This window comes from Sinorhizobium saheli (assembly GCF_001651875.1).
GTDB lineage: Bacteria > Pseudomonadota > Alphaproteobacteria > Rhizobiales > Rhizobiaceae > Sinorhizobium > Sinorhizobium saheli.
Genome location: NZ_LNQB01000053.1, coordinates 1 through 12,939 on the forward strand (window position 1 = coordinate 1; position 12,939 = coordinate 12,939).

Sequence of the window (12,939 nt, forward strand, 5' to 3'; positions counted from 1 at the left end):
TGGCGCGCTGATCATCCCGGCCCATGCCGGAGAACGCGGCGACCAAAGCCGCCACCTACACCACTCCCTGGGACATGATCGACGCACCGGAACGATTCGACTTGAAAGTGGTTAGTCGCCACCTCCCAATCATTTTGCGAAGAAAGGAATGGCCGATGGCCGACCAAGTCGTTACAAGCCGCGTGGCCCCGTCTCCAGAGCCACTTGCCACTGCCGCGCTCCATCAGGTTTCCTGGGGAGCCATTTTCGCAGGAACGGCGGTCGCACTTGCCCTCCAGTTCCTGCTCAACCTGCTCGGGGTCGGCATCGGAGCAGCGGTGATCGATCCCGCCGGCGGAGACACCCCGGAAGCGACCTCCTTCTCGATCGCCGGCGGCCTGTGGTTCGTGCTTTCGGGCATCATCGCCGCATTCGCCGGCGGCTACATCGCGAGCCGTCTTTCCGGACGCCCCAGTGCCTCGACGGGTGGTTATCACGGGCTGACGACGTGGGCGGCGACCACGCTGGTTGTCCTCTACATGTTGACCACGTCGGTCGGCACACTGGTCGGTGGTGCTTTCAGCGGCTTGAGCACGGTGGTGGGTGGAGCCGGGCGAACGGTGGCGAGCGTTGCGACGACGGCCGCACCGGCTTTGGGGACGGCGACCGACCCGATGGCCGACATCGAGAAGCAGATCCGGGAAGCAAGCGGCGGCAATGATCCGGCAGCGCTCCGCGATACGGCGGTGACCGCATTTCGCGCGCTCGTCACCGGCGACGAAGCACAGGCCGAGGAAGCCCGCAACCGTGCGGCGGATGCGCTCGCACGGGCTCAGAACATCCCGCCCGACGAGGCACGCATGCGGGTCGAGCGGTATGAGCAGAGCTATCGCACCGGGGTAGACGACGTCAAACGGAAAGCAACGGAGGCCGCGGATGCGGCGGCGGCGGTCGTCGCCAGCGGGGCCCTCCTGGGCTTCGTCGCACTGGTGCTGGGAGCGGTCGCGGCGTGGATCGGCGGCTGGTACGGCACCAAGCATGTCGACCGGCTGACGGACACCCGTTTGTCCACCTGAACTGCCGAGCCGTCATCCCCGTCTTTTCATCTTACCGCGCGTCTCAGACGCGCGGCAAAACAGGCAGTTGCTTGGCGCCAGATGGCTCTCATGCTGGCTGCGGCTCATTGACAGCATATTCGTCTGCGCCAGGGGAGCTCACCAAACGTTTGTGCTAATTCACTGTTTTACCTGTCTTTTTTCCCAATGATTGCATCGAGTCGACTTGTCATGCCACCAAAACCGCATAATATGCTGACCGATGCGGAGCAGTCCGCAATTGGAGAGCGCCGATGAAACTCGACCGCATCGATGTCAAAATTCTCTATGAATTGCAGAAAAACGGCCGCATCACCAATGTCGAGCTCGCGGAACTCGTCAACCTGTCACCCAGTCCCTGCCTGATGCGGGTGAAGAAACTGCAGGCGGAAGGATATATCGCCGGCTATTCGGCGCAGATCAACATCGCCAAGCTCGGCCAGACGCTGACGGTCTTCACCGAAGTGACGCTCAAGAACCATCGCCAGATCGATTTCGCCCGGTTTCTCGCTGCGATCGAGAAGGTCGACTCCGTCGTCGAATGCCATCTCGTGTCCGGCGGCTACGACTATCTCCTGAAATTCGTCACCGGCGGCATCGTCGAGTACCAGACGATCATGGAGCGGCTCACCGACATGGACGTCGGCATCGACAAGTATTTCAGCTACGTCGTCCTGAAATCGCCGATCGTCAAGTCGCACATGCCGCTGACGAGCCTGTTCCCGGTGTAATTCGGATTGTCGCGATCGATCGCGGTTGTCCGAGAATTTTGCCCCTCACCCTATCTGTTTGTTTTTGCCGCATTTGTGCGACGTCAGGTGATTCCACCTGACTGCAAAATGCCATAGCCCTCTCCCCGCACGCGTCCGCACGCGGGAGGAGGGGACTGAGGCGGTGCGGCATCGCCGCTTCGCCCCGCTTGCGGCCGCTGCGGGGAAGGTGGCGGATGAGGGCCACTGCAGCGCGAGACCGCAGCCCGCTATCCCGCCCTGCCGAAGGCGCGTGCCAGTTCCGGCTGATGGTCGAGGCCGTCGAGCCAGCCGGTGTCGAGTTTCGGTACCGACGAGAAGAGCAGCTTTGAATAGGGGTGCCTGGCGCCGCCGGCGAGGTCGGCGGCGGCGAGTTGCTCGACCTTTTCGCCGGCATACATGACGACCACCTCGTCGCAGATCGCCTGGACGGTCGACAGGTCGTGGCTGATGAAGACGTAGGAGAGGCCGAGCTCGCGCTGCAGCTCCTTGAGCAGGTCGATGACCGCGGCGGCGACGACGGTGTCGAGCGCCGAGGTGATCTCGTCGCAGAGGATCAGCTTCGGCTCGGCGGCGAGCGCCCGGGCGAAATTGACGCGTTGCTTCTGCCCGCCGGAGAGCTCCGACGGCCGCCGATGGCGCAGGTTGCGCGGCAGGCGCACCATGTCGAGCAGCTCATCGATGCGGGCGCTGCGGGTGCTGCGACCCATGCCGTGATAGAAGGCGAGCGGCCGGTCGAGGATGTCCTCGACGGACTTTGCCGGGTTGAGCGCCGTGTCGGCATATTGGAAGACGATCTGCATCTCGCGCAGTTGTTCGCGTGAGCGCTCGCGGGCGCTGCGGCCGAGGTCGCGGCCGTCGAACCGGATGCTGCCCGAAACCGCAGGCAGGATGCCGGCAATCGCGCGGGCAAGGGTCGACTTGCCGCAGCCGGATTCGCCGATGATCCCGAGATTGCGGCCCTTCTCGACCTTGAGGGAGACCTGCTTGACGGCGCGCACGAGCGGCAATCCGTCCGCCTGGCGCGGCCCGTAGCCGGCGATGAGCGTATCGACCTCCAACAGCGGGGCCGGGTGCGGCGCGGCGGGACCGGCGGCGCCGCGCGGCTTCGGTTCGAACGCGTCGAGCAGTTCGCGCGTATAGGGATGCTTGGCATCGCTGAGGATTTCCTCGGTCGTGCCGACCTCCTGCACTTCGCCGCCCTTCAGGACGACGATGCGATCGGCGATCTGGGCGACGACCGCGAGGTCGTGCGAGACATAGACGCCGGCAATGCCGCCCTTCTTCATCACCGACTTGAAGGCACGCAGCACCTCGATCTGGGTCGTGACGTCGAGCGCGGTGGTCGGCTCGTCGAAGATGACGAGCCTGGGGTCGCCGATCAGCGCCATGGCGGCGGAAAGGCGCTGCAACTGCCCGCCGGAGACCTGGTGCGGATAGCGGCTGCCGATCGTCTCCGGCTCGGGCAGCGACAGCGCCCGGAAGAGCTCGACGGCCTTGGCACGCGCCGCCTCGGGCGGCATCAGCTTGTGGATGCGGGTGACCTCGATCACCTGGTCCATGATGGTGGCAGCCGGGTTGAAGGCGGCGGCGGCCGATTGCGGCACATAGGCGACCTCGGTGCCGCGGATGCGGGCACGCTCCTTTTCGCCGAGCGCCGCCATGTTCCGGCCGCCGACGGAGACGCTGCCGCCGGCAATGCGGCAGCCGGGACGGGCGTGGCCCATCAGCGTCAGCGCGATCGTCGTCTTGCCGGAGCCGCTCTCGCCGATCAGCGCCACGATCTCGCCGTTGGCAATGTCGATGCTGACGCCCTTGATGATCTCGACCCGGCGGCCGGAATCGGTGGTCGCTTCGACCTTCAGGTCACGGATTTCCACGAGATTGGCCATCATTCACTCCGATCACGGATCTTCTGCGGCAGGTTGTCGATGAGGAGGTTCACGCTGATCGTCAGGCTGGCAATGGCAAGCGACGGGAACATGACCGCCGGCGCGCCAAAGGGCAGGCCGCCGATATTCTCGCGCACCAGCGCCCCCCAGTCGGCATAGGGCGGCTGGACGCCGAGGCCGAGGAAGGAGAGGCCGGAGAGCAGGAGGACGATGAAGACGAAGCGGAGGCCGAGATCGGCGAGCACCGGCCCGACGATGTTGGGCAGGATCTCGGAGCGGATCAGATACCAAGTGCTTTCGCCGCGGATCCGGGCGACGGTGATGAAATCCATCGCATTGATGTTGACGGCAAGCGCCCGGGCGAAGCGGTAGGCCCCCGGAATGTAGATCACCGACAGCGTCAGAATCAGCACCGGAATGGACGAACCGACGGCGGCGACGACGACGAGGCCGAAGAGCTTGCTCGGGATCGAGTTGAGCGCGTCGAGGAAGCGGCTCACTACCGTGTCGAGCCAGCCGCCGGCGACCGCCGCGATCATGCCGAGCACCACGCCGGAGAAGCAGGCGATCGTCACCGCGGCAAGCGAGATGCCGACCGTGTAGCGGGCGCCCATCAGGATCCGCGAGAGCATGTCGCGACCGAGATAGTCGGAGCCGAGCCAGAAGTCGCGGCTCATCGGGCCGAAATAGTCGAGGTCGACGATCTCGCCGACCGGATAGGGGATGATGAGCGGCGCGAAGACCGCGACGAGCGCCCAGGCGATGATGATCGTAAAGCCGATGACGCCGACGAGGTTGAAGCGATAGCCAAGGCGGCTTCCGGACGTCCGGATGGAGGTGGTCGATGTGCTCGAAGGGGTCATGGTCATCGAAGCCTCGGATTGGAAAGAATGGCGATGAGGTCGGCCGTGGTGGTCAGGAGCAGGTAGCCGAGACAGAAGATCATCGCGCAGCTCTGGATCAGCGGCAGGTCGCGGGTGGAAACCGCGTCGACCATCAGCTTGGCAACGCCCGGATAGTTGAAGATCGTCTCGACGATGATGACGCCGCCGAGCAGGTAGGAAAGCGAAAGCGCAACCGCATTGACGATCGGGCCCAGCGCGTTCGGCAGCGCGTGGCGAAACACCATGCGCGGCCGCGAGGCGCCCTTGAGCAACGCCATCTCCACATAGGGCGTGTTGAGCGTTTCGATCACGGCCGCCCGGGTCATCCGGATCATCTGCGCCGAGACACCGAAAGTCAGGGTGATCACCGGCATGGCATAGATGCGCAGGAGATCGGAGAGAGACGTGACTTCATTGGCAAAGGAGAGCGCCGGCAGCCACTTCAGATAGACGGCGAAGACGAGCACCGCCGAAGTCGCGATCATGAATTCCGGAACCGAGATGACGCCGATCGTCAGCACGGTGACGATCCGGTCGTAGAGCGAGCCGCGCAGCATCGCCGCTGTGATCCCGAGGGTCAGCGCGATCGGCACGGAGAAGAGCGCGGTGACGCCCGCGAGCTTCAGCGTGTTGACGAAGCGGCCGGCGATCAGATCGGCGACCGGCATCTCGTTGGCATAGGAGGTGCCGAGGTCGCCCTGCACGAGACCGACGATCCAGCGCAGGAAACGGAAGATCGCCGGCTCGTCGAGATGCATGGCCTTGCGCAGGCCTTCGACGGCCTCCGGCGTGGCGGCCTGGCCGAGCAGGATCGATGCGGTGTCCCCCGGCAGGAGCGTCGTCGCGAAGAACACGGCGAAGGAGACGATCACCAGGGTGATCACGGCGATGAGCAATCTGCTCAGCACAAGGGATAGGACCCGGTTGTTCACGCGCGCTCCCTTTCCGTTCAAGATTGATTTCAAAACCATGAGCCTGGGGGCTGCAGCGGCGCGGCTGCAGCCCCCTAAACGCCCTGCTCGATCAGGCTTCGAGCCAGACATATTCCGCGAAGGCATATCCCATCTGGCCGCCGAGCGGGTTGGGCTCAAGACCCTTGAGCTTGGCGGTGGTCGCGTCGACGTTGGAGATATAGGCGGGGATGATGGTGCCGGCTTCATTGGCGACCATCGCCTGCATGTCGTTGTAGATCGCCCTGCGCTTCTCCTGGTCGAGCGAGCCGCGCGCCTCGATCAGCATCTTGTCGAATTTCTCCGACTTGTATTGGCTCTCGTTCCACGGCGCTTCCGACGTATAGAGCAGCGAGAACAGGATGTCCGGGGTCGGGCGCGGATTGATGTTGCCGAAATGAACCGGCGCCTTGAGCCAGTAATTGTCCCAGTAACCGTCCGAGGGCACGCGCTGCACGTCAAGCCCCAGGCCGATCTCGGCGGCCGAGGCCTGGATGATCATCGCCATGTCGATCGAGGCGGTTGCCGCCTCGGAAGCGATGACCTGAATGGATTGCCCGAGGACGCCGGCCTTCTCGAAATGGAACTTCGCCTTGTCGGGATCGAAGGCGCGGGGTTTCAAATCGGCATTATGGTAGAAGTTGGCCGGCGAAACCGGCTGGTCGTTGCCGACTTCTCCGAGCCCGCGCAGCGCCGACTTGACGATCTGCTCGCGGTTGACGAGGTATTTCATGCCCTCGACGAAGTCGCGCTTGCTGCCGGGCTCCTGGTCCATGCGGATGTTGAGATTGGTGTAGCTGCCGGAGGTGGACTTCGAGAGCACGAAGCCGTCGCCCTGGGCCTCGACGAGGCGCATCGAGCGCGGGTTGATCGTAGCGGCGAGGTGGATGTCGCCGGACAGGAGCGCATTGACGCGCGAGCTGTCGTCGCTGATTGCGAAGTACTCGAAGGAATCGACGTTCGGCCCGGACTTCCAGTAGTTCTTGTTCTTGATGCCGACGGAGCGCACGCCGGGCTCGAAGACTTCTCTCACGAAGGCGCCGGTGCCGTTCCCCTTGGAGAAGTCGATCGTGCCGTCGGCGACGATCATGAAGTGGTGCATCGACAGGATGGTCGGCAGGTCGGCATTCGGATTGGCGAGCGTGATCTCGACCGTCTCCTTGTCGACCGCCTTGAAGCCGGTCATCTGGGCGGCGATCTTCGCGACCTTCGAGCCGACGGACGGGTCGAGATGGCGCTTCAGCGAGAAGATCACGTCCTCGGCGGTGAGCGACTTGCCGTCGTGGAAGGTGACCCCCTTCCTCAGCTTGATGGTCCAGGTCTTTGCGTCCTTGGATTCGATCGCCTCCGCCAGTTCCATCTGCGGCGTGCCGCTTTTGTCGAGGAAGGTGAGGCGGTTGTAGAAGGAGCAGCAGCGTACATAGTCGGTCGAGAGCGAGGCTTTCGCCGGATCGAGCGTATCGGCGGTCGAGGACGACCAGCCGGCCGCCTTCAGCGCGCCGCCGGCGACCGGCGTGGCGGCAACGGCATTGCCGGCCCGGCCGAGCACGAGGCTGCCTGCGGACATCGCTACTCCGCCGGCCAGCAGCATCTGCAGGAGCTCGCGGCGGGTGGCACCGCGGCGAATGGCGGCTTCGACGATTGCGTCGTCTTTTCTGGTCCAGTTGGTGATCTTGTCGTTCATGGCGTTCCCCATAGGTTGGTGGTTGCTCGGATCGCGCCCCGTCTTTTTTCGTGCGCGGGGTTCAATTGGAATGATCCGCCTCCCGTTCAGGCGGCGTTGGCTTTCTCCACGGCATCAGCAAGCGCCGCCATGGAGGTGAAGTGGAAGTCCGGTTTGGTGAATTCAGCCGGTTCGATCGTGCCGCCGTAGCCCTTCTGCGCGTGGCGCCGCTCGATCCAGCAATTGGTAAGCCCGAGCTTTCGCGAGATGCCGATATCGTGGTACTGGCTCTGGGCGACGTGGAGGATGTCCCCCTTGGCGCCACCCTCCGCCGCGATGAAGGCGAAGACCTTCTCGAAGAAGGCGGGATCGGGCTTCTCCGTGCCGGTGTCGTCGGCGGTGAAGGCGGCGTAAAAGGGATTGCCGAGCGCGCGAGAGAAATGGTCGAAGGCCCAGCGCCTGGCGTTCGTCATGGCGATGAGCTTATAGCGCCCGGCGAGCCGCGCCATCGCCTCGGCGCTGTCGGCAAAGCCTTTCCAGTTCCTGGCGGAATCGCGCAGCCGCTCGCCGTATGGCCGTTCGGCAGGCAGGCCGAGTTTCGGCGCGATGGCCAGATAGACGCGCGCGAGGTCGTCCGGAAAGAGATCGGCATCGGGCGAATAGCGTGCCGCGCGGTAAAGGGTGAGCGCTTCCTCTCCGTCGACCGCGACGCCCGCCTCCCTGGCGATGCCCGCGAGGCAATCCTTGAGGCCGGCCTCGAAATCGATCAGGGTGCCGACGACATCGAAGGTCAGATATTTGAAGTCCGCGAAAGTCTTTGCCAAGTCTCCGTCCTCGGTTGAGCGCAACATAAATCGTCACGCGGCTGCCTACAGAAGAAAATGCTGTCCTTCTTCGGCCAGCAGCGCATTCCATTCATCCGCAGAAGACCTGCTTCGCGGGCTTTTCCACGCCTCAGCCATTCGAGTTTCGCAGCAACGGCTCGCCGGAGTCTCTGAATGGGAGAAGGTTGGCGGCACAAAATTGCGAATATCGGCGCAAACCGGTAGATCGCCGTTCCGGCCGAGAAGCAGAGGCGGCCGCCCGTCAGGCGAGTGCCGCGCGGACGTCGGGGTCCTCGAGCGTCTGGTCGAGCGTCATCCGCGTGCGCTCGATGATCGCGTCGATTTCCGCTTCGGTGCAGCAGAGCGGCGGCGCATAGCCGAGCGTGCCGTTGGCGAAGGCGCGGATGACGAGGCCGTTTTCCCAGGCGCGGTCGAAGATCCGGCGTGCCGGTTCGGCTGCAGCGGGCAAGGGGGTCTTCTTTTCCTTGTCGACGACGAGTTCGACGGCAGCGAGCATGCCCCGGCCGCGCACGTCGCCGACGAGGGGATGATCCCTGAGGCTTTCCAGGCCGGCCATAAGACGCGCGCCCGCCTTCCGGCCATTGTCCAGCAAGCCGTTCTCGTAGAGCTTCAGTACTTCGAGACCGACGGCGGCGCTGACCGGATGGGCCGAATAGGTGTAGCCGTGGCCGACCGCCGCAGCACCGGCGCTGTCGGCGATCGTCTGGTAGATATGGTCGCCCATGAAAACCGCGCCCATCGGCACATAGCCGGAGGTCAGGCCCTTCGCCACGGTCATGAAGTCCGGCACGATCTCATCCTCGTGGCAGGCAAAGAGCGGACCGGTGCGGCCGAAGCCGGTGATCACCTCGTCGGCCACGAAGAGGATGCCGAGCTCCCGACAGAGCTGGCGCATTGCCTTCATCCAGCCCCTGGGCGGCACCAGCACGCCGCCGGAACCCTGGATCGGTTCGGCATAGAATGCCGCGACCCGCTCAGGCCCGATCTCCTCGACCTTCTGCCTCAGGGCGGCGAGCGAGGCGTCGATGATCGCCTGCGGAGCGTTGCCGACCGGGTTTCGATAGGCATAATGCGACCGAATCTTGTGCTGCCAGTCGAAGGGGATGCCGAAGCCGGCATGGAAGGCCGGCAGTGCCGTCAGGCCTGCGCCGACGGTGGATGAGCCGTGATAGCCCTGTTCGACGGATATGAACTGGTCGCGCTGCGGCTCGCCGCGGCCGATCCAATAGTAGCGAATGAAGCGGATCGTGCTGTCGACGGCGTCGGAGCCGCCGAGCGTGAAATAGACGTGGTTGAGGTCGCCCGGCGCCCGATCCGCGAGTTCCGCCGCAAGCCGGATCGCCGGTTCCGAACCGAGGCCGAAATAGCCGGTGGCGTAAGGAAGTTCGCGCATCTGCCGGGTGGCGGCTTCGACGATGCTCTCGTGCCCGTAGCCGGCATTGACGCACCAGAGCCCGGCGAAGCCGTCGATCAACTGCCTGCCGGAAGCGTCGGTTACCGTTGCGCCCCTGGCCGAGGCGAGCACACGCACGCCGAGCTTCTCATGGCCGCGATAGGAAGCGACCGGATGGATGAGGTGGGCGCGATCGAGTTCTATGAGGGAATTGCTGTACATGAGGATGTCTCCGGATCAGCCGAGTGCCTGGTTGGTGAGGGCGAAAGTCATGGCGACGGGATCGGCCGGTGGCGCGGTCGGAGGGTTCATCATGGCGACGCCGCCGTCGACATGGGCAAGACCCTGCGCAGAGAGCCACGGTGCGAGGCCGGAACTGGCGATCGTGTCGACGCGCAGGAACCGGCCGGGGCGACGGGCGATGAAATGGGCGACGAGCGCCTTGGCATCGCCGAGGTCAGCGGCAACCACCGGCCCGATGACCTCGCCACGGCCGAAGTGGCGCAGCGCTGAGAAGCCCACCACGCGGCCGTCATGGCGGACGACGGCGAATTCGCCGACCTCGGCAAGGTAGGCGATCAGCGCCTGCCGGTCGGCGCCGAAGGCGAGCCGATCGAGTTCGGCGATCGCTTCGATATCGGCCGTAGTCGCAGCCTCCGTTTCAGCCGATGCGGCGATGTCTCCGACGACACCCTGGTGCTGCAGGATGCGATCGGTCTCCTGGAAACCGAACTTTTCATAGAGCGGCAGGCCTTCGGTGGTCGCCACGAGCCTGAGCGACCGGTCGCCGGCGAGCCGCAATGCGGCGTCCATCAGCTTGCGGCCAAGGCCACGGCCGCGCATCGCCTCGTCGACGATCACCATGTTGATCGTCGCGCAATCGTTCCCGTAGGCGGTCACCAGCGTCGTTCCGACGACCCTGCCGGCCTCGAGGGCGACGACGCCCTGGCTCAGCGCCAGCGCCATCCGCCAGTCTTCCAGACGATGGGGCCAGCCGGCCTGCCGGGAGAGTTTGACGGATGCCTCCAGGTGTTCGGGGCCGAAGGCCGCAAGATCGATCTGACTTGTCTGCATGGGTCGTTCCTTCATGTCCTGGCTGGAAGTCTGAAGGATTGCGGGCCGGCAGATCGTCTGAAGGCCATGGTCCGCGCGGTATCTTATAGCTTTGCACCGATCGGCCGCCGCATCTTATGCTGGCGGGGATGGCGCCCGAGGAGATGGCAGGCCTCCAAACGAGCGAGGCGGCCGCCGACGCCCGCAACCTTCTGCCAAACCCGACTTTGGATACGATAGATTCTGCTTCCGATGGCCGCATAATCAGGCGAGCCGAGGGGCGGCCGAGGCCTATGCTTCTTCTCACATACCGGATCGCTTCATTGAAGAGGAGAATGCGCATGGCGAGCTTCCGTCCGAAATACATCACCTTCGATTGCTACGGCACGCTGATCAATTTCCAGATGGCGGAAGCCGCACGCGATCTCTACAGCGAACAGCTCGACGAGCCGCGCATGGCCGAGTTCGTCAGGAATTTCGCTGCCTACCGCCTCGACGAGGTCATGGGCGACTGGAAGCCCTATGCCGAAGTCGTGCACAATTCGCTCGAACGGACCTGCAAGCGCAACGGCATCAAGTTCCGCGATGAAGCCGCGAAGATGGTCTATGAGCGCGTGCCGACCTGGGGTCCGCATGCGGACGTGCCGGCCGGCCTTGCCAAGGTCGCCAAGGAGATCCCGCTGGTCATCCTCTCGAATGCGATGAATTCGCAGATCATGTCGAACGTCGAGAAGCTCGGCGCGCCGTTCCATGCCGTCTATACCGCGGAACAGGCACAGGCCTACAAGCCGCGCTTCAAGGCCTTCGAATACATGTTCGACATGCTCGGCTGCGGTCCGGAGGATATCCTCCATTGTTCGTCGTCATTCCGCTATGATCTGATGTCGGCGCATGACCTCGGCATCAAGAACAAGGTCTGGGTCAATCGCCGCCACGAGCCGGCGAACCCCTATTACGGCTACGTCGAGATCGCCGACATTTCCGGCCTGCCCGGCGTCGTAGGTCTTTAAAAGAAGGGCGCCCCGATGAAACTCCTATCCTACTGGCACGACACCGCTCCCGCCTTTGCCGGCGGCGTGCAAGGTCCGGTCGAGGGTCATTACGACGTCGCGGTGATCGGCGGCGGCTTCACCGGTCTCGCCGCCGCCCGGCAACTGGCCAAGGCGGGCGCCAAGGTCGTCGTGCTGGAGGCGGAAAGGGTCGGCTGGGGCGCCTCCGGCCGCAATGGCGGGCATTTGAACAACGGGCTCGCCCACAGCTATCTCGCGGCAAAGGCGGAGCTCGGCAAGGAGCGGGCGATCGCGCTCTACAAGGCGCTCGACGATTCGATCGACACCATCGAGGCGCTGATCGCAGAGGAAGGCATCGACTGCAATTTCCGGCGCGCCGGAAAGCTGAAGCTCGCCTCCAAGCCCCAGCATTTCGACGCGATCGCCCGCAATTTCGAGGCGGTTCATGCGGAGGTCGATCCCGACACGGCGCTGCTCGGCGCCGACGATCTCAAGCGGGAAGTCGGCTCGCCCTTCTTCGGGGCCATGCTCTCGAAGAAGAGCGGCATGATGCACATGGGCCGCTACGTCGTCGGGCTCGCCGAGGCGGCCGAGCGTCACGGCGCGACGATCTTCGAAAAGGCGGCGGTCATCGAGCACACGCGCCTGAACGGGCGGCATCACCTGAAGACCGCCCGCGGCAAGGTCACGGCGGACGAGGTGCTGGTCGCCACCGGCGCCTATACGCCTGCAAGCTTCGGCTATTTCCGCCGCCGGATCATCGCCGTCGGCAGCTTCATCATCGCCACACGGCCGCTGACCGACGCGGAGATCGCCGCGACGATGCCGGGCAACCGCACCTGCGTCACGTCGATGAACATCGGCAACTATTTCCGGCTCTCGCCCGACAACCGGCTGATCTTCGGCGGGCGCGCCCGCTTTTCGGCAACCTCGGACCAGCGCTCGGATGCCAAAAGCGGCGCCATCCTCAAGGCGAGCCTGGCCGAGATCTTCCCGCAGCTCGCTCATGTCGAGATCGATTACTGCTGGGGCGGCCTCGTCGACATGACCAAGGACCGCTTCCCGCGCGCCGGCTACCATGACGGGGTCTGGTACGCCATGGGCTATTCCGGCCATGGCGCCCAGCTTTCGACCCATCTCGGCATGATCATCGCCGATGCGATCCTCGACCGGCCGGACCGCAATCCGCTGAGCGGCCTCGAATGGCCCGCCGTTCCCGGGCATTTCGGCAAGCCCTGGTTCCTGCCGCTGGTCGGCATGTATTACAAGATGCTGGACAGGGTCCGGTAGCGCGGCCGCCGTACAAGACTCTCTGCACCTAAATTTTCCTTTAAATGCAACGAGACTGCCCCTCACGCTAACCCTCTCCCCGCTTGCGGGGAGAGGGTACTTTTGGGGACCGCCGACAGCGCGACGAGTCCCTTCTC

Annotated in this window: 11 protein-coding genes; 4 read left to right on the plus strand and 7 right to left on the minus strand. The window is 64.5% G+C overall.

What is annotated here, in order from left to right; translation table 11 throughout:
- The first annotated feature begins 155 nt into the window (after window positions 1-155).
- Window positions 156-1,055 (plus strand): PhnA-like protein, encoded by a 900-nt coding sequence (locus ATB98_RS03475; protein WP_066869072.1) that lies wholly within the window; start codon window positions 156-158, stop codon window positions 1,053-1,055.
- Between the two features lie 272 nt (window positions 1,056-1,327).
- Window positions 1,328-1,804 (plus strand): Lrp/AsnC family transcriptional regulator, encoded by a 477-nt coding sequence (locus ATB98_RS03480; protein ID WP_066869075.1) that lies wholly within the window; start codon window positions 1,328-1,330, stop codon window positions 1,802-1,804.
- A gap of 248 nt (window positions 1,805-2,052) precedes the next feature.
- Here ATB98_RS03480 and ATB98_RS03485 read toward each other — a convergent pair whose 3' ends face one another.
- The 7 genes from ATB98_RS03485 to ATB98_RS03515 all read right to left on the minus strand — a co-directional run bounded on the left by ATB98_RS03485 (window position 2,053) and on the right by ATB98_RS03515 (window position 10,523).
- Complete coding sequence (locus ATB98_RS03485; protein ID WP_066869078.1) at window positions 2,053-3,714, minus strand: ABC transporter ATP-binding protein; 1,662 nt, start codon at window positions 3,712-3,714, stop codon at window positions 2,053-2,055.
- A complete protein-coding gene (locus ATB98_RS03490; RefSeq protein WP_066869199.1) occupies window positions 3,714-4,577 on the minus strand; it encodes an ABC transporter permease in 864 nt (287 codons plus the stop codon). The genes ATB98_RS03485 and ATB98_RS03490 overlap by 1 nt, the downstream gene beginning before the upstream one ends.
- Before the next feature lie 2 nt (window positions 4,578-4,579).
- Window positions 4,580-5,530 carry an ABC transporter permease gene (locus tag ATB98_RS03495; RefSeq protein WP_066869201.1) on the minus strand — a complete coding sequence of 317 codons (951 nt, stop codon included), beginning with the start codon at window positions 5,528-5,530 and terminating at the stop codon, window positions 4,580-4,582.
- Window positions 5,531-5,621: 91 nt separating this feature from the next.
- Window positions 5,622-7,232 carry an ABC transporter substrate-binding protein gene (locus ATB98_RS03500; RefSeq protein WP_066869204.1) on the minus strand — a complete coding sequence of 537 codons (1,611 nt, stop codon included), beginning with the start codon at window positions 7,230-7,232 and terminating at the stop codon, window positions 5,622-5,624.
- Between the two features lie 86 nt (window positions 7,233-7,318).
- The gene (locus ATB98_RS03505; RefSeq protein ID WP_153436041.1) at window positions 7,319-8,062 is read right to left on the minus strand and encodes an HAD-IA family hydrolase; all 744 of its coding nucleotides are present in this window, start codon (window positions 8,060-8,062) and stop codon (window positions 7,319-7,321) included.
- Window positions 8,063-8,297: 235 nt separating this feature from the next.
- Window positions 8,298-9,671, minus strand: a complete 1,374-nt coding sequence (locus ATB98_RS03510) for an aspartate aminotransferase family protein (protein WP_066869084.1) — start codon at window positions 9,669-9,671, stop codon at window positions 8,298-8,300.
- A gap of 15 nt (window positions 9,672-9,686) precedes the next feature.
- Window positions 9,687-10,523 carry a GNAT family N-acetyltransferase gene (locus ATB98_RS03515; RefSeq protein WP_066869087.1) on the minus strand — a complete coding sequence of 279 codons (837 nt, stop codon included), beginning with the start codon at window positions 10,521-10,523 and terminating at the stop codon, window positions 9,687-9,689.
- A 320-nt stretch (window positions 10,524-10,843) separates the two neighbouring features.
- Between ATB98_RS03515 and ATB98_RS03520 the strand changes: the two genes are divergently transcribed.
- Both ATB98_RS03520 and ATB98_RS03525 read left to right on the plus strand, forming a co-directional pair.
- On the plus strand, window positions 10,844-11,512 hold the full coding sequence (locus ATB98_RS03520) for a haloacid dehalogenase type II (protein WP_066869090.1): 669 nt from the start codon (window positions 10,844-10,846) through the stop codon (window positions 11,510-11,512).
- Window positions 11,513-11,527: 15 nt separating this feature from the next.
- Window positions 11,528-12,802: an NAD(P)/FAD-dependent oxidoreductase gene (locus ATB98_RS03525; protein WP_066869091.1), complete on the plus strand. Its 1,275-nt coding sequence runs from the start codon at window positions 11,528-11,530 to the stop codon at window positions 12,800-12,802.
- Window positions 12,803-12,939: the final 137 nt, after the last annotated feature.

Excerpts from the sequence above, each read along its gene's own strand:
- ATB98_RS03520 (WP_066869090.1), top strand. The coding sequence starts at position 10,844 with ATGGCGAGCTTCCGTCCGAAATACATCACCTTCGATTGCTACGGCACG.
- ATB98_RS03475 (WP_066869072.1), top strand. The coding sequence starts at position 156 with ATGGCCGACCAAGTCGTTACAAGCCGCGTGGCCCCGTCTCCAGAGCCA.
- ATB98_RS03515 (WP_066869087.1), bottom strand. The coding sequence starts at position 10,523 with ATGCAGACAAGTCAGATCGATCTTGCGGCCTTCGGCCCCGAACACCTG.
- ATB98_RS03525 (WP_066869091.1), top strand. The coding sequence starts at position 11,528 with ATGAAACTCCTATCCTACTGGCACGACACCGCTCCCGCCTTTGCCGGC.
- ATB98_RS03485 (WP_066869078.1), bottom strand. The coding sequence starts at position 3,714 with ATGGCCAATCTCGTGGAAATCCGTGACCTGAAGGTCGAAGCGACCACC.
- ATB98_RS03510 (WP_066869084.1), bottom strand. The coding sequence starts at position 9,671 with ATGTACAGCAATTCCCTCATAGAACTCGATCGCGCCCACCTCATCCAT.
- ATB98_RS03480 (WP_066869075.1), top strand. The coding sequence starts at position 1,328 with ATGAAACTCGACCGCATCGATGTCAAAATTCTCTATGAATTGCAGAAA.
- ATB98_RS03490 (WP_066869199.1), bottom strand. The coding sequence starts at position 4,577 with ATGACCCCTTCGAGCACATCGACCACCTCCATCCGGACGTCCGGAAGC.
- ATB98_RS03505 (WP_153436041.1), bottom strand. The coding sequence starts at position 8,062 with ATGTTGCGCTCAACCGAGGACGGAGACTTGGCAAAGACTTTCGCGGAC.
- ATB98_RS03500 (WP_066869204.1), bottom strand. The coding sequence starts at position 7,232 with ATGAACGACAAGATCACCAACTGGACCAGAAAAGACGACGCAATCGTC.